Below are 19,947 nucleotides of genomic sequence, written 5' to 3'. Positions count from 1 at the left end.
CCACACGCCGTTGGGTGTGTTGAGTTCGGCCGTCATACGCGCCCCAACTCAACACGCTGGCTGGGTTTCAGCCGGACGCTGCGGACCGCCCGCAGCAGGCCGTGGACGAGCACCCCGCACGCGACCCCCAGGACCCCGCCGAGCACGAGGGCCACGCCCGGCGGCACGTCGTTCGGGGGCGCGACCAGGACCAGGGCCGGTGTCGCGTACGCCGCCCACCGCCGGGCCCGCTCCGACCCCGCCGCGGCCAGGGGCACGAACCCCCACAGCAGGTACCAGGCGTGCACGACCGGGCTCAGCAGGACCAGAACGACCAAGGTCTGCCCCAGGCCGGCGACGATCCCGGGGCCGGTGGCCCGCCACAGCAGCACGAGGGCGATCACCCCGGCAGCGAGCAGCCCCGCCAGCCAGAACACCTGCCGGGCCGGGCCGCCGAACAGAGCGCCGAGGTCGGTGGTCACCGACATCCAGGTGCGGGCGAGGGTGGGCGTACGCAGCGCCGGAACCCAGCCGAACCCGGTCCCGGCCACCGCCGTCACCGTGACGGCGGTCCCCACCGCCGCCAGCAGGGTCCCGCCGATCGCGCGCGGCCGGCGGAACCGCCCGGCCGACCGGCCCGCCCACAGCACCACCAGGAACGCCAGCCCGGCCAGCGCGGGCCCTTTCACCAGCCCGGCCAGGGTGATCAGAACGGCGCCGAGCACCGGCCGCCGGTGCAACGCCAGCAACAGGCCCGCACACATCAGCCCGATCATCACCGCCTCGTTGTGCGCGTCGGCGACCAGGTGCAGCAGCAGGAGCGGGTTGAGCACGCCGAGCCACAGCGCCGCCGCCGGATCCACCCCGCACGCGCGGGCGATCCGCGGCACCGTGACCGCGATCAGAACCGTCCCGGCCACGGCGAGCAGGCGCATCCCGATCAGGCCGGGCCACACCTGGTCGCCGGTCAGCGTGGTGACGGCCCCGGCGAGGCGGAGGAAGACCGGGCCGTACGGGGCGGGCGTGTCCTGCCAGATCGGCGGCACGTTGACGGCGAGGTCACCGCCGAGGGCGGACGGCCCGAACCGGTACGGGTCCAGCCCGGCCACCGTCATCGCGCCCTGCGCCAAATAGCTGTAGACGTCCCGGCTGAAGATCGGCCCACTGACCGCGAAGGGCAGCGCCCACAGCACCCCGGTCCGGATCAGCGCGCCGGGTTCCGGCAGCGCCCGGCCGATCGCCCACCAGGCCAGCAGGAGCAGTGTCATCCCGAGGTAGACGACGGCGGTCGGCCACAGGATCGCCGTGGTGGCGTGGTGCGGGATCTGGGTGGTGTCCTCCGCCGGGCCGACACCGGCGTGGATCCCGCCGAGCACGACCAGCACACTGCCCAGGAACCCCAGCCACCGGGTCCTGCGGTCGTCATTCGTCAACGGTCCCCACCAGCGGCGATCGGGGTGCCCCACCGGCACCGGCGCGCCTCACCGTAGCGATCGTGGGGGAACACCCGGCACAACTGGGGTGAACGCTCAGCGCCGGTAGTGCCGCGGCAGCTCGGTCAGGCTCCGCACCCGGGCCACGCCGGCGCCGGCGTGGACGCCGGCACGGTCCACCAGCACCGCGGGAAGGCCGGCGGCCCGCGCGCCCTGTACGTCCTTCTCGACGGAATCACCGACCATCAGCGCCCGTTCCGGGTCGACGCCCAGCAGCGCGGCGGTGTGCCGGAAGGCGCGCGGATCGGGTTTCCCGGCGGGCAGCATCGACGAGGCGACGAGCACGTCCACCGCGGCGGCCAGGCCGAGCCGGTCCAGTTTGGCGCGCTGCTGGGTCTCGTCGCCGTTGGTCAGAACCACCGTGGCCAGCCCGGCCGCCCGGACCGCGTGCAGGGCGGGCAGCGCGTCGTCGAAGGCGGTCCAGCCGGCCTCGTACCGTCGCAGATAGCCGGCGAACAGGGCGTCCGCCTCGCGGTCGCTCAGCGCGGCCCCGGCCAGATCCCGGACCCGCTCGCGCCGCTGCCCGGCGAAGGTGATCTCCCGCTTCTGGTAGCGCGCGTAGTGCCGCTCGGAGATCGAATCCCAGCGCTGTTCCAGGCCGGGGTCGCTGATGCCGAGGTCGGCGGCCCAGGCGAGCAGGGCAGCCCGGGCCGGGGTCCGCTGATCGACGAGGGTGTCGTCGAGGTCGAAGAGAACGGCGTCGATCACGTGCGGAGAAGTTACCGGACGCAGCGAACCGCCGGCCCGATGTTCCGGGCCGGCGGTTCGGTGAGGTGCTGTCAGGCGGCGGCCTTGTACAGGGCCTCCGGGGTGACGGCGCCGGCCAGCAGCCGGCCGTCGTCGGTGATCAGGGCGGTGAACAGCGAACCGTTCAGCAGGCGGCCGCTGCCCCACGGGCCGCTGACCTTCTCCAGGGTGTCGAGGAAGCCACTGGCCAGCTTGCCGGCCTCGATGCCGCCCGGGGTGGAACCGGCCTCGGCCGACGCGGCGGCCTTCTCCAGCTCGTCCAGCTTCGGCGCCTTGGTGACCAGGATGGACGTCCAGCCCTTGCCGACGACCTTGAGGTCACCGCTCTTCTCGGCCTGGGCCAAGGCCTTCTCGGCCTCCTGCTCGTTCGTGGCGTCCGGCTTGCCCTTGTGGCCGTCGGCCGGGAGCGTCTCCTCGGTGATCTTCGCGCCGGCCGGCGGGTTGAACGCGAACTGGTCGTCGCCCGGAACCGCGAAGCTGATCTGCTCGAACGCCACCCGGAACGCCGGGTTGGTGTTGTTCTTGGCGAAGACGTCGACGCGGAGCGGGATGTGCTGCTCCGGGTCGATCGCCAGCCGGACCTGCCCGATCTTCGACGTGTCGTCGCGCGGGCTCAGCACCAGCTCGTACGCCGTCCGCCCGGCCACCTCGGCGGTGCCGGTGGTGGTCACCGCGGTGGTGGCGTCGATGGCGGCGAGCGCGGCGTCGGCGGCCTCCTGCGGGCTGCTGGGCAGTCCGCTCGGGGCGACCGGCGGCGTCTTGTCCGTCACCGAGGCGGGCAGTTTCACGTGGGTGCCGGTGTTGTCGGTGCTGCTCCACACCCACACGTCGGTCCCGTTGCGGATGACGTCGGTCTCGCCGGTCGCGCCGAGCAGGGCGAACCGGGCCTTCTCCTCACCGGCGTACCAGACGCGGGCGGTGTTGCTGCCGGCGATCAGGCTGGTCAGCCCGCCGCTGCCCTGTACGTTGCCGAGCAGCCCCGCGATGCCCGGAAGCCCCAGGTCGGCGCTCTGCACGACGGTGCCGGACAGCCCTTCCGGGTCGGCGTTCTGCAGGTCGACGAGCAGTTGTGCGGCGCTGCGCTCGGGCAGCGCCGGGTCGGCGTTCGCCACGATTGTTCCGGCTGCCGCGCCGCCCCCGATGACCGCCAGCGCCGCAGCCGACGGGACCAGCCAACGGAGCGCGGGCCTGGACCTCAATACGGACACGTTGTCCACCTCCCGAATCTCTGCGACCCATCGTGCTTCAGAAGGCCTGTGATCCGGCTGAGAAGGTCCCCTAGGGGTCTTCCCTGCATATAGCCTAATACTGGACAAAGGAGACGTAATGGCTGAATATGAGGGGCATCCGCTGCCCCGCCCCGACGAGGAGATCGTCGACCAGGGCCTCGGATTCGACCTGGCCACCATGCGCCGGCGGCAGGTGCTGCGCGCCTTCGGGCTGGGCGCGGTCGCCGTCGGGCTCGGCGGCTGCGGCAGCGACACGGGCGAGCAGACCGCGACCCCGGGCGCCAGTTCCGCGGCCACGGACGCGCTCAGCGAGATCCCGGACGAGACCGCCGGGCCCTATCCCGGCGACGGATCCAACGGGCCGAACGTGCTCACCGAGAGCGGGGTGATCCGCAGTGACATCACGTCCAGCTTCGGCACCGCGACCGGCAAGGCGGAAGGCGTGAAGATGACCCTCACGCTCACCATCAAAGACCTGGCAAGAGCGGGTGCGGCGTACGCCGGGGCGGCCGTCTACGTCTGGCACTGCAACCGTGCGGGGGAGTACTCCCTCTACTCCACGGCGATCGCGAAGGAGAACTACCTGCGGGGCGTGCAGATCGCCGACAGCGCCGGCACGGTGACCTTCACCAGCGTCTTCCCGGCCTGCTACTCCGGCCGGTGGCCGCACATCCACTTCGAGGTGTACCCCGACCAGGCGAGCATCACCGACGCGAGCAAGGCGATCGCGACCTCGCAGGTGGCGCTGCCCCAGGAGATGTGCGACACGATCTACCAGGAAAAGGGGTACGAGGCCTCGGTCACGAACCTCGCCCAGGTGTCCCTGGACGGCGACAACGTGTTCGGCGAGGACTCCGCGGCCCTGCAGCTGGCCACCGTCACCGGCTCGGTGATGACCGGGGTGCAGGTCACCCTCGACGTCGGCGTGGACGGCACCACCACCCCGACCGGCGGGCAGAACACCGGCGACGGCGCGCCGTCCGGGGCGCCGGGTGGTCCCGGCGGGCCGCCGCCGTCCGGTGGCCCGGGTGGGATGCCGCCGCCGAGCCGCTGAGAACTCACTGAGAGCCGGTTAAGCATTCCGGCCGCCACGTGGCAGGGTGTGGGAGTGCGGGTGCTGGTGGTGGAGGACGAGGCGCGGCTCGCCGCTGCGTTGCGGCGGGGCCTGCAGGCCGAGGGTTTCGCGGTGGACATCGCCGGTGACGGCCAGGACGGCCTCGAGATGGCCCGGCACGGCGGGTACGACGCGATGATCCTGGACGTGATGCTGCCGCGCCTGTCCGGGTACCGGGTGGTCCGGCAGCTGCGCGCCGAGCGGCACTGGCTGCCGGTGCTGATGCTCAGCGCCAAGGACGGCGAGTACGACCAGGCCGACGGCCTGGACTGCGGCGCCGACGACTACCTGACGAAACCTTTCTCGTACGTCGTCCTCCTCGCCCGTCTCCGGGCCCTGCTGCGCCGTGGCGCCCAGGCCCGCCCGGTCGTCCTCGCCTTCGGTGACGTGGAGCTCGATCCGGCGGAACGCCGTGTCCTCGTCGCGGGCGAGGAGGTCACCCTGACCGCCCGTGAGTTCGCCCTGCTGGAATACCTGATGCGCCGCCCCGGTCAGGTCGTCTCCAAGACCGAGCTGCTCGACCACGTCTGGGACGCCGCCCTGGAGACCGCGCCGAACGCCGTCGAGGTGTACGCCGGCTACCTGCGCCGCAAGATCGGCCGGGAGCGGCTGGAGACCGTCCGCGGCGCCGGGTACCGCCTGGCCGTCGTCTCCCCGGGCGGCTAGATGGCCCGCCTCAGGGAGCTGAGCCTGCGGGCCCGGCTGCTGCTGGTCTCCGCGACCGGCCTGGTGCTCGGCCTGGCCGCCGGCGGCGCGCTGCTGGTGCTGGTGCTCGGGTACGCGCAGATCCGCTCGGTGCACAGCGAGGCGATGTCCACCGCCCGCGGCGTCGCCGCCCTGATCGGCCAGAACTCGCTGCCCGCGGTCATCAACGTGGACCCGGGCGTGCAGGTGCAGGTCATCGACGGCAATCGCGCCGTGGTGGCCCGGTCGCGGACCGCCGACGCGATGACCCCGATGCTGAGCCGCGCCGAGCTGGACGGTTTGCGGGACGGGCACGGCATCAAGATCCCCGGGTACCGGATCGGCGACCAGGGCGACGTCCGGGTCGTCCAGGTCACCACCGGCCCGCCCGGCGCGCCGGTGCGGATCCTGGTCGCCCGGTCCACCGAACAGATCACCCAGAGCGTGCACGTGCTCGGGATCAGCCTGCTCATCGGGTTCCCGCTGCTGGTGGTGCTGCTGGCGGCGGGGCAGTGGCGGGCGCTCGGCGCGGCCCTGCGCCCGGTGGACGCGCTCCGGGCCGGAGCGGAGGAGATCACCGGAGGGACGCGGGCCGGGCGGTTGCCCGTACCCGACTCGAAGGACGAGGTGCACCGCCTCGCCGTCACCCTCAACGACATGCTGCACCGCCTGGACGCCGCCCGCGCGCGGCAGCGCGCCTTCGTCGCCGACGCCGCCCACGAGCTGCGCAGCCCGCTCACCAACATGCGCACCGAACTCGAGGTCGCCCAGCACCTGCCGGACGACACCGACTGGCCGGAACTCGCCGACGACCTGCTCGCCGACGTGCAACGACTGTCCCGGCTGGTCGACGACCTGCTGCTGCTGGCCCGCTCGGACGAGGGCGTGATCACCACCCGGCTCGAGGAGATCGACCTGGCCCAGTTCGTCGGGGAGGCCGCCGAACGCTACCCGGACGTCGAGTTCGACGACCCCGGCGCACCGCTCCCGGCGCTGGCCGAGCCCGACGCGCTGGCCCGGGTGATCACGAACCTTCTGGACAACGCGGTGCGGCACAAACGCTCCCGGGTCCGGGTCGCCGCCTTCCGCGAGGGGGACGAACTGGTCGTCGTGGTCGCCGACGACGGGCCCGGCATCCCGGCGGCCGACCGGGAGCGGGTGTTCCAGCGGTTCACCCGCCTCGACGACGCCCGGGCCCGCGATGCGGGCGGCTCCGGCCTCGGCCTCGCCATCGTCCGGGAGCTGGTGCGCCGGCATCGCGGCACGGTCACGCTCGGCGACGCTCACCCCGGGCTATCGGTTACGGTACGGCTCCCGAAGTCCTGTTAGGCTCCCGCCCGGCAAGATCATCGACGTGGTGGAGCAGCCCCATGACATCCCGCCTCTGGCACGGCGCCCTCGCGCTGATCGTCGTCGCCTCACTGATCACCCAGATCGTGCTGACCGCCCAGGGCGCACCCGGCCCGGACGGCGTGGTGCAGCCGGTGGTCACCCGCTTCGTCCGGCTGTTCAGCTACTTCACCATCCAGAGCAACATCCTGCTGCTGATCGTCGCGGTCACCCTCACCGTGAACCCGCACCGCGACGGCCGGCTGTGGCGGATCGTCCGCCTCGACGCCGTCCTCGGCATCGTCATCACCGGCCTGGTCTACGCGACGGTCCTGGCCGGCGCCGCCAACCCGACCGGCGCGGGCTGGTGGTCCAACCTCGGCTTCCACTACGTGGCCCCGTGGTGGGCGCTGCTCGGCTGGCTGCTGTTCGGCCCCCGCTCCCGGATGGACGCCCGCACCCTGGCGTGGGCGGTCCTGTGGCCGGTCGCCTGGCTGACGTACACCCTGGCCCACGGCGCGATCACCGACTGGTACCCGTACCCCTTCACCGACGTCACGAAGTTCGGTTACCCGGCGGTGCTGATCAACCTGACGGCGGTGGTGGTGATCGCGGTGATCTTCGGTGCGGTGCTGCGCCTGCTCGACCCGCGCCTTCCCGGTGGCTCTCCGGCAGCCGCCGAGCCGGCTGCTCCCATGGTGCCGGGCCCGAGTCCCCGCGCGGAGCCGGTGACTCGTCACGGCGAGTGACGCCACCGATTGCCGAGGTGGTGACCTCTCCTCCGGGTCTCCATGATTTCGGTTGCGCTCGACGGAGGGAAGCCGACCGCGTCGCAGCCACGGCATCAGCCCGTGGGGCCGCGAGAACATGAGCCCCGGCGCCTACACCGAGATCGCCGCGCCGCAAGCGCCTTCCCGCCGCACGACGACTACTGATGGTTACGTGTCTCCACGGCGGAGCAGGCCGCCGTCGGCGGCGAACGGGGCGCCGGTGACGTACGAGGCGTCGTCGGAGAGCAGGAACAGAGCCACCGCGGCCACCTCCTCCGGGGTGCCGGTCCGCCCCCGGCCGCCAGCCCGGTGGCCCAGGACCGGGCCGCGGCGGTCCGCGCCGCCTTGGTGGCCGCGTAGACGCTGGTCATCGCCGCACCCCCGGACGCCGAGGTGGACGCCGGCATTTCCCGGGCCGCCCCGTCCCGCCGTCCGGGGTCGGCGCCGGTCACCGTGACCCGGCGGCGGGTGGCGAGCGCGCGCCGGCACCGGGTGGTCCGGCAGCCCGTGGAGGGTTCCGGGACCACGCGGGTCAGATGCCGGCGGTGAGGAGTTTCGCGGTCTCGCGGGCTTGGGCGTGTGCTTCGCGCCGGGCGGTGTCCGCGTCGGCGGTCACCAGGTTGGGGCGGAAGTGGATCGGGCTGATGTCGGTCACGCCGGTCCAGCGCAGCCACTCCTCGAAGTAGGGCGCTTGGAAGTCGGCGCCGAAAGCGGGACCGCGGTCCGGACCGTACACCGCACTGGTGTAGATCACGGCGGCGCGCTTGCCGCGCAGCAGCCCGGAGTAGCCCTGGGCGGGGTCGAAGCCGAAGGCGAGGCCCGGCTGGCTGACCACGTCGATGAACTGCTTGAGGATGTAGGGCACGCCGGAATTCCACATCGGCACGCTGAACAGGTAGGTGTCGGCGGCGTCGAAGCGGCGGAACGTGGCGGTCACCGAGCCCCAGGCGCGGGCAGCGTCACCGGACGGCTGTTCACCGGCGAAGACGGCCATCTTCGCGGCGACGGCGTCGGGCCCGAAGGCGGGCAGGGTCCCGTCCCAGAGGTCCCACTCGTCGATCGGCAGTGCCGGGTTCACCTCTCGGGCGGTGTCGAGGAAAGCGGTGGCCACGGCGAGTGACTCGGAGCGCGGGCCGCGGGGTGAGGCGGAGATGTGCAGCAGTGTCATGGCGTTCCTCCCGAACCAATTTGAATGCGTGCGCACGCACATTCTTACTCCGATGCGTGCGCACGCACAAGATTTGACTAGGCTGCGGTGATGAGCGACACCGATGTGGCCGCCTGGGCCGCCCTGCTGCGAGTGCACGCGGCACTCGTCCCGGTTCTCGACCGGGAACTTCAGGCCGCCTGTGCGTTACCTCTGACCTGGTACGACGTACTCCTGGAACTCAACTATGCGCCCGGCAGGCGACTCAGCATGGGCGAGCTCGGGCAGAGGGCGGTGGTGAGCCGCACCCGCGTCAGCCGGGTTGTCGATGCCCTCGCCGCGGCCGGCCTGGTGTCACGGGAGAGCAACCCCGACGACCGGCGGTCCGCCTACGCGACGCTCACCGAGGCGGGACGGGAACGGCTCAAAGCCGCCGCGCCGACCTATCTCGACGGCATCCGGCGGCATTTCACCGACCGGATGACGGGGCACGAGTCCCGTACGATCGCCGAAGGTCTCGCCAAAGTCCTGGCCGCGAGTCAGGACAGTGGACCGGACGCCGGGGGCGACCGCCAGGGGAGGTCAGGTCCGTTTCCGGGTGAGGGGTGAATACTTCCCCCGGCGGTGCCACAGCCCCGGCCCGGTGTGGAGGCCGCCGCCGGCCAGGACCGCCATGACGACGGCTCCGAGAGCTGCCGCACTGACGGATGCGGTGTCAGGCGGGAGTGCCGGCGAGGATCCACCGGCTGCGGCCCTGTCGTTTGGCCTGGTACATGGCGGTGTCGGCGGCGCGCAGCAGGGCGGCCGGCCGCCAGTCGGTGTCGGTGCCGTCGGTGCCGGCGATGCCGATGCTGGCGCCGACGGTGTACCAGCTGCCCTCGTGGTCGACGGGCATGGCCACGTCGTGCAGGATGCGGTCGGCGACCCGGATGCCGTCGGCGCTGCCGAGGCCGGTCAGGATGACGGCGAACTCGTCGCCGCCGAGGCGGGCGACCAGGTCGCATTCCCGTACGGCGGACTTCAGGCGCCGGGCCACCGTCTGCAGGATCGTGTCGCCGGCGGCATGACCGGCGGTGTCGTTGACCGTTTTGAAGCCGTCGAGGTCGAGGTACAGGACGGTGGAACCGGGCGGGCAGGCGTCGAGTTCGTCGCCGAGCGCGGCCCGGTTCAGCAGCCCGGTCAGCGCGTCGTGGCGGCTACGGTAGCTGAGCGTGCGTTCGGCCTGTTCCAGTGACCGCAGCGCGGTGGCGAACCGGGCCAGGATGAACCCGGCGATGGCGACCGTGGCGGCGAACAGCAGGGCGCGCTCGGACTCGATGTATTCGTGGCGGGCGAACAGGACCGCCGGCGCGGTCAGCAGGCCCACCCCGAGGAACCAGATCCGGGCGGGATGCAGGGTGGGCGCCTGGCGGGCCGTGACGGTCAGCTCGCCGCTGCTGACGTGCAGGGCGGCCGCGACGAGCAGGGCGTTGCTCAGCAGGATCACACCGGTCCCGACCGCCATGGCCAGCTCCAGCGAGGGGATGAAACTGGAGCCCAGGTCCGCGATGATCCGCAGGACGGCCGACAGCAGCAGCAACCGTGTCGCGCCGGTTCGCCGGCCCGGCGACAGCACCAGCAGCAACACCCCTGCCAGGATGGCGATGTCACCGAGCGGGCTCAGCACGTACAGGTAGGCGCCGAGCGGGTCCATGATCAGTTCCGCCAGGTACGGCGAGACGAAGACGACCCAGATCACGATCGACGACGCCACGGTCAAGGTGAGCATGTCCAGGACGGCAGGCCGCAGCCACCGTCCCGCCCGGCGCCGCGCCATCGCGACCAGTGCCGCGCCGTAGGCCAGATAGCCGATGGTCCACAGCACCGCCGACGCCGATCCGTCGTCCGGCCGCTGCAGCAGCGTGCTGATCGGGTGGACGGCATCCCCGGCCAGCCAGGCGACCTGCCCCAGTGCGACGTACAGCCAGGGCAGCCGGTCGCCGCTGCGGCGCCGGCTCACCGCCGACCAGCAGACGAGAGCCACGATGCCCGAGTACGCGCCGAAGTACAGCAGATCGCCGGCCGGTCTCCCGGACGTCAGACCCGCCGCCGTGGCGGCGAGTCCGGCCAACGCGAGATAGGGGATGAGCATCCGGCGGGTCATGACCCACCGCATCGGCACGGGACGCCCGGCCCTTAAAGCTCCGGCGAGGAGAGATGGTTCAGCGCCACGGCGCGCAGCCGGCCGTGGACACCCCCGTACGCCTCCGCCGCACCCAGATAGCGCTTGGCGACCTTGGCGAGCATCGTGTAGTTGGGGTCGCAGACGTTGCCGACCGGAGCCTCCCCGGCCTGGCTGATCAGCTGGTACGCGTCCGGCGGGTCCAGCCCGGCCAGGTCCGCCGTCCAGGTCACCAGGTCGTGCTGGCTCATCCGGTAGGCGTCCTCCAGTGGGCGCGCCGAACCCGCCGACATCAGTGCCTCGTCGTTCTCGAAACGCGGGTTGGCCGTGGTCACGCCCTTGATCACGTCGACGATGAGCACGGTGTTCATGGCCGATTCGGCAGCTCGACGCTGAAGTCGCCGCGCCGGGCGTGATAACGCACGACGCCCGCGGCGACGTCGACGTCGTAACGCCAGACCACCTCGTCGAGCGCCGGGTGCAGCATGGCCGTGGCGTGCGTGGTGGTCAGTGCCCCGAAGTGCGGGAACGTCGAGGAGACCGCCCAGTCGCGGGCCGGTGTGATCTCGGCGAAGTGCACGGCCAGGGTGTCACCCGGCTCGGCGCCCTCGATGTGGAACGGGCCGGTGACGGGGTTGAGGTAGGGGAATTCGCAGACCCGCGACGGCAACCGGCAGCTGGCGGCCGGGCTGGCCGCCGAGGCGTCAGCGTCGAGCAGTGGCGCATCCTGCGGGCGCTCTCCGACGGGCGCGGTCATGCGATGACCGACCTGGCCGAGGCGGTGCTGATGCCGCACCCCACCCTGACCAAGGCGGTCGACCGCCTGGTCGACAGCGCCGTGGCCTATCGCCGCCAGGACACCGCCGACCGGCGGCGGGTCGCCGTCTACCTGTCCGACCTCGGCCGCGACCTGGTGGCCCGGCTGGACCGCCGGGCCGCCGAGCATCACGCCGAGGTGGCGGCCGCGTTCGGCGCCGACCGCACCGAGCGCCTGATGCAGGAGCTGGAGGCGCTGGCCGTCGCCTGCCGCCCGTGACGCGAACGGGCGCGACGCGCCGGTGAGATCACGCCGCGTTCGCCTGCCGGCGGCTCGTGGCCTCGGGCGGGGCGGCCCGCCGCGCGGTCTTGTGCCGGTACATGTCGGCGTCCGCGGCCGACATGAGCCCGTCCGCACTCAGGTCCGTGCCACTCCCGTACGCAACCCCGACGGTCACCCCGAACGACAGTTCCTGCCCCTGCCACACGGCGGGCGCCGTCGCCGCGTCCTCGATCCGGCGCCGCAGCACGTCCGCGTCACCTGCCGTCGTGCCGGCGCCCAGGATCAGGAACTCGTCGCCGCCGATCCGGGCCGCGATGTCCTCAGCGCCCAGCGTGCCGCGCAGCCGGCCGGCGAACACCCGCAGCACCTCGTCGCCCGCCTCGTGGCCGTGCTCGTCATTGATCGCCTTGAACCGGTCGAGATCGCAGTAGAGAACGGCGACCCCGGCCCCGGACCGGACCGACTCCTCCAGCAGGGCGAAGAACCGGCGGCGGTTGACCAGCCCGGTCAACTCGTCGTGGTGCGCCTGGTAGCGCAACGCCTCCTGGTCGGCGGTCCGTTCCGCCATCAGCAGCCCGATCCGCGAGACGACCAGCGGGATCACCATCAGCGTGCCGAACGTCAGCAGCATGGTGTCGGCAGTGCCGCCGAACAGCTCGGGAACGCCACCGACGATCGGCACCATCGCCAGCACCAGCCCGAGATGCGACAGCCGCACCGGCCGCAGACGGCGCCGGCGCCACCCGGCCGGCTGGGTGAACTCGGTGGAACTCGGGTGCAGCGCCGCCGCGGCCAGCGCCAGATAGCCGATCATCGCGAACAGATCCACGAACGGCGAGTAGTAGTCACTTCCCGGCCGGGCCGACAACAACGACGACACCACGCTGACGACGGTCGCGCCGATGCTGATGAAGAAGTAGATCAACGACGTGCGGGCGGTGCCGGCGGTCCGCGCGATCCGCAGCAGCGCGCCCAGAGTGCCCGTCAGCAGCAGCATCTTCAGCAGATAGATCCCCTGGTCGGGGCCCTGCACGTCCAGCGCGAGCAGGTGCGGGCGCAACACGAACTCCCACACCGGGGTGATCAGGCCGACGCCGAGCAGGGCCGCGTCGATGACGCCGCTACGGTCGCCGTCACCGTGTCTGCGGATCACCTGCAACGCCGCCAGCATGATGCTGCCGTAGGCGAAGACCTGGAGCACCAGGGTCGCCGGGCCGTGGGCCCCGGCGTCCCGGCCGAGACCGAGCTCCACGAACCACAGGTAGTTGAAGACCGTGAACAGCACCGACGCCGCGAGCAGCAGGTACCAGGCGGTGCGGTTGACGATCCGGTTGATCCGCATCCCCACGGCGATCCCGGCCGCCGGCAGCGCGCCGGCCACCGTCACCACAGCGAGTCGTCCGGCCAGGCCACCGAAAGCCCACGCGGCCACCGCGCCGAGCACCAGCACGGCGAACCCGGCATGCACCAGGATGCGGTGCACACCGGCGCCGTGTCGCCGGCCGGCTCCGCGGTCAGGCACGGGGGAAGCCCATGGTCGGGTGGGGTGGGCCGCCCACCTGCGCGGAGAGGGCGTCGGCGAGTTGCCAGAGGACGGCGTCGTCGATCGCCGAGGCGCGCTCGGCGATCGAGGCGATCACGGTCTCCCAGTCCGCGGTCCGCATCTCGATCGGGGTGTCGCCCGTCTGTTGCCGGGCGGCCTGGAAGATGGGCCAGAAGCGCGGTGGGTCGGCGAGCACCGCGGTGATCCGCTGCCATTGCGACGGTGGCAGGACGACCGTACGGGAGACGTCCTCGATGTTGAGGGAGCCGGGGGTGGTCGTGGCGATGCGGAACGCGCGCCACGGGGACCACTCGCCCGCCGCCGCGGGGCGGATCCGCCAGCGGTAGGACTCGCCCCGCCCGAGGCGGAAGTCCCGGCGCGGGTACAGGGTCACGGAGCCGGCCCCGGCCACGGCGAGCAGCGTCGCCCAGCGGACCCGGTGGGAGGAAGGGCGCGGATTCGTCACGGCTCGTCACGTCGGCAGGCGCCGTCCTCGACTTGACGATTTCTCCCGAGAGACCGCACACCCGGCCGGTCGGTGTTCGTACGGTCGCAGCCGCCGTTCTGGTGGCGGCAGGCCACCTGGCGCCCGTGAAGACAGTGGCGGCAGTCACTGCGGGGCGCGATACTCGCGGCTATGCGGGGAGCGATTCGAGGGTACGCCGCGGTGCTGGCGCTGCTGGGCGCCGCGGCCTGTGACGGCTCGCCGCCGGAGCCTCCGGTGGCGTCACCAGCCGTGCCACCGCTCCGGTGGCCCACGGTGGCGGCCGGGGCGCCGTGCCCGGTGACGGCGCCGCAGCCGTGGGCGGGCCCCGGGCAGGCGGCCCCACAGGTGCTGGGGGACGGGCCGGTCTATCCGGTCGCCACCTACTTCGGCGAGGGTACGGTCCTCGACCTGCGGCCCGCCGACCGGCAGGCGGACGGCAGCTACGAGAAGAAGGTGCGGTGGATCGCCGCCGGGTACACCGGGCCGGTGCTGCTGCGGGCCGCCCGCCTCGACGGGCCGGGTGCCGCGAGCGCGAAGTTCTCCTATCGCGGGGAGTCCCGGGACGGCGGGCATTTCGTGGTCCTCACCAGCGAGAACAGCGATCTGCCCGGCACCACCACCGTCGCCGGGCCCGGCTGTTACGCCTATCAGGTGGACGGCACCGGGTTCAGCCGGACCATCGTGTTCGCCGCCGCCCGCACCGGCGAGTGACCGGCGGGGGCGCGCATCGCGTCCTCGTAGATCGCGCGCGCTTCGGCGGCCGCCGGTGAGCCCCCGGCCGCGGGGGTGACGAACTTGTAGCCGACCTGCCGGACGGTGCCGATCATCGACTCCGAGTGCGGCCCGAGTTTGGCGCGGAGCCGGCGGACGTGGACGTCGACCGTACGGGTGCCGCCGAAGTAGTCGTAACCCCAGACCTCCCGCAGCAGCTGATCCCGGCTGAACACCCGGCCCGGGTGCTGGGCGAGGAACCGGAGCAGCTCGAACTCCTTGTAGGTCAGCGCCAGGGACTCGCCGCGCAGCCGGGTCGTGTAGCTGTGCGGGTCGATGGCCAGGTCACCGATCCGGATGACGTCCTGCCCGGTCGCCGTCTGCGCCCCGCGCCGGCTCACCGCCAGGCTCAGCCGGGCCGCCACCTCCGCCGGGCCGGCGGTCGTCAGGACGAAGTCGTCGACACCCCAGTCGGTGGCGACCGACACCAGGCCGGCCTCGTGCACGACTGCGATCAGCGGCACGTCCGGCCGGGTCCCGCGGAGCAGCCGGCAGGCGGCGCGCGCCTGGGTCAGCTGGTCCCGGGCGTCGACCAGGACCGCTGTCACGTCGGGCGCCTTGGCGGCCTCGGACCGGTCACCCCGCCCGGCGATCCGGACGGTGTGCGGCAGCAGGTCCAGCGCGGGCAGCACGTCGGCGTTGCTGTCGGTCAGCAGGAGCAGGTTCATGGCGTCCTCCACGGCACCTCGGAGCGCGAGCACGCCGGGGAAGGCGCTGGCCAGCACGCTAGTGAGGGACTGTTTCCGGCGGATATCGCGGCGATGATGATCCGGGACGGCTGGCGGGCGTCGGCTACCGTCGCCAGCGCCAACCAGTGAAGATCTCGAGAAATGGACCATGATGCAGAAACGCTGGCCGACAGTGATCCTGATGGCGACGATGGTCGCCTTGAGCGGATGCACGGTCAACGTGAACACCCCGGCAGCCGACGTGACGGCGCCTCCGGCCGGGACCGCCACCACGACCCCCACGGAAGCGGCCGAGACCACGGCGCCGGTGGCCGAGCCGGTGCTCGACCCGGCGGCCGGGGCGACGACCACACCTCCGCAGACCTCGATGTACGCGTTCGTGAGCGTGTTCCGGGAGAAGCTGCCGGAGCTGGCCACCGGCCGTGCCGACGAGGAGCTGCAGACCATCGCCGACACGGTCTGCGGCGCGCTGGCCAAGGGCGCGACGAGCGAGGACGTCGTCGACGGGACCCAGCGGATGGCGTCGCGGGACGGGCTGCCGGTCGACTACGCCACCGCCAACGAGGTGATCAAGCTGGCCATCGACACGTCGTGTCCGGGGCAGGCGTCGCGGGTCGACGAGTTCTGATCCCGAGGGCGTCAGCGCCGGCGGAGGGGTGACGGCGAGGAGCTGAGACGCCCCTCACGCCGGTAGTATCCAGCGTCGGTTCGAATACTGGAGCGTCGATGACCTACCCCCCGCCCCCCGGACAGCCACCCTATCCGCCGCCGGGTGAGCCGCTCCCGCCACCCGTCGATCCGTACCATTCGCCCCAGCCGACCGAGTTCGTCCAGGGTCAGCAGCCCGCCTACGGCCCGCCCAGCTACCCTCCGACGGCGTACGGTCCGCCCACCTACGCCCCGCCGGCGTACGCCCAGCCGTCCTACCCGATGACGCCGCCGGCCCGGTCGCGGACCGCGGCGATCACCCTGTTGTCGGTGGCGATCGCGCTGGTCGTGGTGATCGGCGGCGGCACCGTGATCTACCTCGCGGGTGACCGCTCCGACGACAAGAAGGGCAGCGACGTCTCGCAGCGACAGAGCGCGAGCCCGAGCCCGAGCGCCGGTCCGTCCGAGGCGCCGGGCAAGGACCGGATCACGGTCAAGGAGCCGGCCACGCTGAACGGCCAGCCCAAGATCGAGCTGCCGGAGCTGGACTCGCTCACCACCGGGATGGAGAAGGAGCTGGAGGGTTACCCGGGCGCGGCGAACGCGTTCGGGGCCGTCTACGGCTCACTCTCGAAGAAGAAGATGACGGTGGCGCTGGCCGCCGAGGTCGACATCGACGACCCGCGCATCATGCTGGACACCATGTTCCAGTCGTTCAGCAAGACGTATCAGCTCACCAGCGTCTCCGAGGCCAGCACGGGTCAGCTCGACGGGGTGGCGCAGTGCGGCAGCGGCGTGATCGGCAAGGACGATCTGACGCTGTGCGGCTGGGCCGACGAGGGCAGCGTCGGACTGTTCCTGTTCTTCTACGAGACCGCGGTGGACGTGAAGGGCGACTTCCCGGGCATGCGCGCCGAGATCGAGACGAAGGCCTGACCCACCCCGGTTGCGGTTGGGGTGGGGACCGCCCGGATCGGTCAGGTCGTTCGGCGCGGGGCCGAAGGACAGCTCGTGACGGGTGATGGGACGGTGCGCAAGCGGTGGAGCCGGCTGGTGGAGGCCCCGGCGACGGCCCGGTCGGCGATCGCCGGCACCGCCGTGGGCATCGTGACCCTGGCGGTCGCGGCGACGATGGCGACGACCGGGACGGTCACCACCACCGATGAGGTACGCCGGGTGCAGACGGTCACGCAGAAGCTGAACGGCATCTCCGTGCAGATCAACGCGGAGGACGCGGCGCTGCGCCAGTACCTGACGACCAAGGGCACCGAGTACCGGCGCGACCAGCTGGCGGAGACGCTCGGCGGGGCCCGGGCGAACCTGGACTGGCTGCAGCAGAACAACGGGATCGACCGGGCCGAGCTGGACGCCATCCGCGGCAGCTACGAGAACTACAACCGGATCGTGCTCGACATCATGACGCACGCCGAGAGCGGCGCCGACGTCGACGGCTACACCGATCTCGCCTCGATGACGTTCGCGCCGCTGCGGGACAACGTGCTGCGGATCGGCGACGACCACCAGCGGCAGCTCACCGAGTACCTGCAGGAGGTGAACCGGCGGGCCGACGTGCTGCAGGCGATCGCGCTGGCCACCATCGCGGTGGTGGCGGCGCTGTTCGCGGTGTGCGCGACGGTGCTCGTCGGCTATCAGCGCCGGGCCGAGCGGCAGGCGGCGAACCGGCTGCACGAGGCCACCCACGACCCGCTGACCGGGCTCGGCAACCGGGCGAAGCTGCACCGTGAGCTGGACGCCGCGGTCCGGTTCGGCCGGCAGGCCGAGGAGCCGTTCAGTCTGCTGCTGATCGACCTGGACCGGTTCAAGGAGGTCAACGACACGCTCGGCCACCACGCCGGTGACGAGCTGCTGGTCGAGGTGGCGAACCGGCTCGTCGAGGGCTGCCGCGCCGACGACGTGGTGGTCCGCCTCGGCGGCGACGAGTTCGCGCTGATCCTGCCGGCCGCCCCGGACCACCCGGAGGCGATCGCCGCCGGGCAGCGGATCCTGGCGGCGCTGCGCCGGCCGATCATGCTGGGCGGCCTGCTGGTCGACATCGACGCCAGCATCGGTGTCGCGTCGTACCCGCGGGACGGCCACGACCCGGCGGAGCTGCTGCAGCACGCCGACGTCGCGATGTACGCGGCCAAGCGGCGGCACGGCGGGGTGGCCGGTTACGACCCGGACCAGGACAGCGGCGACACCAGCCGGCTGGCCCTGCAGAGCGAGCTGCGGCAGGGCATCGGCCGCGGCGAGCTGGTGGTGTTCTACCAGCCCAAGGTCGACGTGAGCACCCGCCTGCCGTGCGGCGCCGAGGCGCTGGTGCGCTGGCAGCACCCGGTGCGGGGGCTGCTCGGCCCGGACACGTTCATCCCGCTGGCCGAGGACAGCGGCCTGATCGACCTGGTCACCGCCGCGGTGCTGGACCAGGCGCTGGCCCAGATCAGCACGTGGACGAGGCTCGGCCACGAGCTGCCGGTGTCGGTGAACATCCCGGCCCGGTCGCTGACCGACGACACGTTCCCGGAGGTCATCGCCGAGGCGCTGGCGGCTCACGGCGTACCGCCGAAGCTGTTGACCTTGGAGATCACCGAGAGTGCGGTGATCGCCGACCTGTCGCGTGCCGGGAAGGTCCTGGCGCGGCTGCGGGAGCAGGGCGTCAACATCTCGATCGACGACTTCGGCACCGGGTACTCGTCGATCGCCCATCTGCGGGACATGCCGCCGCACGAACTGAAGATCGACCGGAGCTTCGTGATGAGGATGTGCGAGAACGCGCGGGACGAGACCATCGTGCGCGCGGTGGTGGACCTGGCCCGGAACCTGCGGCTGCGGGTGGTGGCCGAGGGGGTGGAGACCGAGAGCGCGCTGCGCACGCTGGGCGAGCTGGGTTGCCACGAGGCGCAGGGGTACCACATCAGCCGCCCGCTTCCGGCGGCCGACCTGACCGCGTGGCTGGCCGGGTCGGGAATGGCGATCACCCCGGCCTGAGACGGCCGGCTCCACTACCGTGAGCGTGTGGATCGTCGCAGCCTGCTGACCTCGGTGCTGGCGGTCGCCGGCGGTTCCGGGCTGACGGCCGGCTGCGGCGGATCGTCCTCCGGCGGCCCGGCCGAGACCCTGGACGTGCTGCTCGGCGAGTCGGTGCAGGCGACCAGCCCGATGGTGGCCGCGGAGCAGTTCTTCGCCACGAAGGTCGCCGAGCTGACCGGGAACCGGTGCCGGGTGACGGTGAAACCCGGCGGGCAGCTCGGCGACGAGCAGCGCATGGCGGAGATGCTGCGGACCGGCAAGCTGGCCTTCTGCAAGACGCTGCTGGCGAACCTCACGGCGTACGACAAGCGGCTCGCGGTGGCCAGCCTGCCGTACGCGTTCACCGGCCGGGACCAATGCCTGGACAGCATGCGCGGCGAGTTCGGCCGCCGGTGCGCGGCGATCCTGGCCGAGCACGGCCTGGTGATGCTCGGTTTCTTCTACGCCGGGGACCGCAACTTCTACAACCGGGTACGCCCGATCCACGCCCCCGCCGACCTCAAGGGCCTGCGCATCCGGGTGCCGCAGAGCATCGCGTCGATCGACATGATCAACGCGCTGGGCGCCACGGCGGTGCCGCTGGCCACCAACGACGTCGGGTCCGCGCTGAAGCAGGGCCTGGTCGACGGCGCCGAGAACAGCGTCGTCTTCTACCTGACCGAGAAGCACCAGGCGCACGCGCCGTACTTCTCCTGGAGCCGCCACCAGCACGGCGTCGACGTGCTGCTGGCCGGTGCGACCTGGCTCGCGGACCGGCCGGCCGACCTCCGCGACGCGATCATGCAGGCCGGTGTCCTCGCCCAGGAGGAGGAGATCCGGCTCTGGGCGGCGGCCACCGAGGAGAAGACCACCCTGGCCACGCAGCAGGGCAGCCGGTTCAACGACGTCGACGTGGCGGCCTTCCGGAAGTCGCTGGCCAAGGTGATCAGCGCCCATCGCGGCGCCTTCGGTGATCTTGCCGCGCTGCTGCCGTCGTAAGTTTCGGAATTCCCGGCCGATTGTTTCGGCACCTCCTCGCCGCACATCACGCTTATTTTCGTCCTGCGTGACATCTTGACACCGTAGTTCGCCTCTTCATAGTTTGAGC

The 19,947-nt window shown here is 72.1% G+C and carries 20 protein-coding genes and 1 pseudogene; 11 read left to right on the top strand and 10 right to left on the bottom strand.

What is annotated here, in order from left to right; all coding sequences use genetic code 11:
* Positions 1-32: 32 nt before the first annotated feature.
* The 3 genes from mptB to ACZ3II_RS26335 all read right to left on the bottom strand — a co-directional run bounded on the left by mptB (position 33) and on the right by ACZ3II_RS26335 (position 3,427).
* Positions 33-1,412 carry a polyprenol phosphomannose-dependent alpha 1,6 mannosyltransferase MptB gene (mptB, locus tag ACZ3II_RS26345; RefSeq protein ID WP_465520407.1) on the bottom strand — a complete coding sequence of 460 codons (1,380 nt, stop codon included), beginning with the start codon at positions 1,410-1,412 and terminating at the stop codon, positions 33-35.
* Positions 1,413-1,508: 96 nt separating this feature from the next.
* Complete coding sequence (locus ACZ3II_RS26340) at positions 1,509-2,180, bottom strand: HAD family hydrolase (RefSeq protein ID WP_465520406.1); 672 nt, start codon at positions 2,178-2,180, stop codon at positions 1,509-1,511.
* A 71-nt stretch (positions 2,181-2,251) separates the two neighbouring features.
* A complete protein-coding gene (locus tag ACZ3II_RS26335; RefSeq protein ID WP_465520405.1) occupies positions 2,252-3,427 on the bottom strand; it encodes a LolA family protein in 1,176 nt (391 codons plus the stop codon).
* Positions 3,428-3,545: 118 nt separating this feature from the next.
* On the opposite strand from ACZ3II_RS26335, the gene ACZ3II_RS26330 reads away from it, so the two are divergent.
* Genes ACZ3II_RS26330 through ACZ3II_RS26315 form a run of 4 tightly spaced genes read left to right on the top strand, consistent with a single transcriptional unit; the run spans position 3,546 to position 7,324 of the window.
* A complete protein-coding gene (locus ACZ3II_RS26330; protein ID WP_465520404.1) occupies positions 3,546-4,502 on the top strand; it encodes a dioxygenase family protein in 957 nt (318 codons plus the stop codon).
* 54 nt (positions 4,503-4,556) lie between these two features.
* Entirely contained in the window at positions 4,557-5,228 is a 672-nt protein-coding gene (locus ACZ3II_RS26325) for a response regulator transcription factor (protein ID WP_465520403.1), read from the top strand.
* Positions 5,229-6,575, top strand: a complete 1,347-nt coding sequence (locus tag ACZ3II_RS26320; protein ID WP_465520402.1) for a sensor histidine kinase — start codon at positions 5,229-5,231, stop codon at positions 6,573-6,575.
* Between the two features lie 41 nt (positions 6,576-6,616).
* Positions 6,617-7,324 (top strand): Pr6Pr family membrane protein, encoded by a 708-nt coding sequence (locus ACZ3II_RS26315; protein ID WP_465520401.1) that lies wholly within the window; start codon positions 6,617-6,619, stop codon positions 7,322-7,324.
* 189 nt (positions 7,325-7,513) lie between these two features.
* Here ACZ3II_RS26315 and ACZ3II_RS26310 read toward each other — a convergent pair whose 3' ends face one another.
* Both ACZ3II_RS26310 and ACZ3II_RS26305 read right to left on the bottom strand, forming a co-directional pair.
* Entirely contained in the window at positions 7,514-7,834 is a 321-nt protein-coding gene (locus ACZ3II_RS26310) for an SDR family oxidoreductase (protein WP_465520400.1), read from the bottom strand.
* A 43-nt stretch (positions 7,835-7,877) separates the two neighbouring features.
* Positions 7,878-8,513, bottom strand: a complete 636-nt coding sequence (locus ACZ3II_RS26305) for an FMN-dependent NADH-azoreductase (protein WP_465520399.1) — start codon at positions 8,511-8,513, stop codon at positions 7,878-7,880.
* 90 nt (positions 8,514-8,603) lie between these two features.
* On the opposite strand from ACZ3II_RS26305, the gene ACZ3II_RS26300 reads away from it, so the two are divergent.
* On the top strand, positions 8,604-9,101 hold the full coding sequence (locus tag ACZ3II_RS26300; RefSeq protein WP_465520398.1) for a MarR family winged helix-turn-helix transcriptional regulator: 498 nt from the start codon (positions 8,604-8,606) through the stop codon (positions 9,099-9,101).
* A 106-nt stretch (positions 9,102-9,207) separates the two neighbouring features.
* On the opposite strand, the gene ACZ3II_RS26295 is transcribed toward ACZ3II_RS26300, so the two are convergent.
* Together ACZ3II_RS26295 and ACZ3II_RS26290 are read right to left on the bottom strand one after the other, a co-directional pair.
* The gene (locus tag ACZ3II_RS26295) at positions 9,208-10,623 is read right to left on the bottom strand and encodes a diguanylate cyclase domain-containing protein (protein WP_465520397.1); all 1,416 of its coding nucleotides are present in this window, start codon (positions 10,621-10,623) and stop codon (positions 9,208-9,210) included.
* 44 nt (positions 10,624-10,667) lie between these two features.
* A pseudogene (locus tag ACZ3II_RS26290) lies at positions 10,668-11,323 on the bottom strand (acetamidase/formamidase family protein); the annotation flags it as partial.
* Between the two features lie 90 nt (positions 11,324-11,413).
* Between ACZ3II_RS26290 and ACZ3II_RS26285 the strand changes: the two are divergent.
* Positions 11,414-11,689, top strand: coding sequence for a hypothetical protein (locus ACZ3II_RS26285; protein WP_465520396.1), 276 nt, complete (start codon positions 11,414-11,416; stop codon positions 11,687-11,689).
* Positions 11,690-11,717: 28 nt separating this feature from the next.
* On the opposite strand, the gene ACZ3II_RS26280 is transcribed toward ACZ3II_RS26285, so the two are convergent.
* Complete coding sequence (locus ACZ3II_RS26280; RefSeq protein WP_465520395.1) at positions 11,718-13,214, bottom strand: GGDEF domain-containing protein; 1,497 nt, start codon at positions 13,212-13,214, stop codon at positions 11,718-11,720.
* On the bottom strand, positions 13,207-13,701 hold the full coding sequence (locus ACZ3II_RS26275; protein ID WP_465520394.1) for a hypothetical protein: 495 nt from the start codon (positions 13,699-13,701) through the stop codon (positions 13,207-13,209). The genes ACZ3II_RS26280 and ACZ3II_RS26275 overlap by 8 nt, the downstream gene beginning before the upstream one ends.
* 171 nt (positions 13,702-13,872) lie before the next feature.
* On the opposite strand from ACZ3II_RS26275, the gene ACZ3II_RS26270 reads away from it, so the two are divergent.
* Positions 13,873-14,433, top strand: a complete 561-nt coding sequence (locus ACZ3II_RS26270) for a hypothetical protein (protein ID WP_465520393.1) — start codon at positions 13,873-13,875, stop codon at positions 14,431-14,433.
* On the opposite strand, the gene ACZ3II_RS26265 is transcribed toward ACZ3II_RS26270, so the two are convergent.
* Positions 14,370-15,161: a winged helix-turn-helix transcriptional regulator gene (locus tag ACZ3II_RS26265; protein WP_465520392.1), complete on the bottom strand. Its 792-nt coding sequence runs from the start codon at positions 15,159-15,161 to the stop codon at positions 14,370-14,372. The two genes, ACZ3II_RS26270 and ACZ3II_RS26265, sit on opposite strands and share 64 nt — an antisense overlap.
* A 169-nt stretch (positions 15,162-15,330) precedes the next feature.
* Here ACZ3II_RS26265 and ACZ3II_RS26260 point away from each other — a divergent pair, with 169 nt between their 5' ends.
* From ACZ3II_RS26260 to dctP, 4 genes are all read left to right on the top strand, one after another.
* Entirely contained in the window at positions 15,331-15,810 is a 480-nt protein-coding gene (locus ACZ3II_RS26260; RefSeq protein WP_465520391.1) for a DUF732 domain-containing protein, read from the top strand.
* Between the two features lie 98 nt (positions 15,811-15,908).
* Entirely contained in the window at positions 15,909-16,766 is an 858-nt protein-coding gene (locus ACZ3II_RS26255) for a hypothetical protein (RefSeq protein ID WP_465520390.1), read from the top strand.
* Between the two features lie 75 nt (positions 16,767-16,841).
* Entirely contained in the window at positions 16,842-18,818 is a 1,977-nt protein-coding gene (locus ACZ3II_RS26250; protein ID WP_465520389.1) for a putative bifunctional diguanylate cyclase/phosphodiesterase, read from the top strand.
* A gap of 27 nt (positions 18,819-18,845) precedes the next feature.
* On the top strand, positions 18,846-19,838 hold the full coding sequence (gene dctP, locus ACZ3II_RS26245) for a TRAP transporter substrate-binding protein DctP (RefSeq protein WP_465520388.1): 993 nt from the start codon (positions 18,846-18,848) through the stop codon (positions 19,836-19,838).
* Positions 19,839-19,947 lie beyond the last annotated feature (109 nt).

Source organism: Actinoplanes sp. NPDC019969, from assembly GCF_055562375.1.
This window is presented reverse-complemented; position numbering and strand designations above follow the sequence as displayed.

Coding starts and splice junctions, on each gene's coding strand:
- ACZ3II_RS26255 (WP_465520390.1), top strand. CDS start 15,909: ATGACCTACCCCCCGCCCCCCGGACAGCCACCCTATCCGCCGCCGGGT.
- ACZ3II_RS26295 (WP_465520397.1), bottom strand. CDS start 10,623: ATGCTCATCCCCTATCTCGCGTTGGCCGGACTCGCCGCCACGGCGGCG.
- ACZ3II_RS26315 (WP_465520401.1), top strand. CDS start 6,617: ATGACATCCCGCCTCTGGCACGGCGCCCTCGCGCTGATCGTCGTCGCC.
- ACZ3II_RS26285 (WP_465520396.1), top strand. CDS start 11,414: ATGACCGACCTGGCCGAGGCGGTGCTGATGCCGCACCCCACCCTGACC.
- ACZ3II_RS26305 (WP_465520399.1), bottom strand. CDS start 8,513: ATGACACTGCTGCACATCTCCGCCTCACCCCGCGGCCCGCGCTCCGAG.
- ACZ3II_RS26265 (WP_465520392.1), bottom strand. CDS start 15,161: ATGAACCTGCTCCTGCTGACCGACAGCAACGCCGACGTGCTGCCCGCG.
- ACZ3II_RS26300 (WP_465520398.1), top strand. CDS start 8,604: ATGAGCGACACCGATGTGGCCGCCTGGGCCGCCCTGCTGCGAGTGCAC.
- ACZ3II_RS26260 (WP_465520391.1), top strand. CDS start 15,331: ATGATGCAGAAACGCTGGCCGACAGTGATCCTGATGGCGACGATGGTC.
- ACZ3II_RS26330 (WP_465520404.1), top strand. CDS start 3,546: ATGGCTGAATATGAGGGGCATCCGCTGCCCCGCCCCGACGAGGAGATC.
- ACZ3II_RS26270 (WP_465520393.1), top strand. CDS start 13,873: ATGCGGGGAGCGATTCGAGGGTACGCCGCGGTGCTGGCGCTGCTGGGC.
- ACZ3II_RS26320 (WP_465520402.1), top strand. CDS start 5,229: ATGGCCCGCCTCAGGGAGCTGAGCCTGCGGGCCCGGCTGCTGCTGGTC.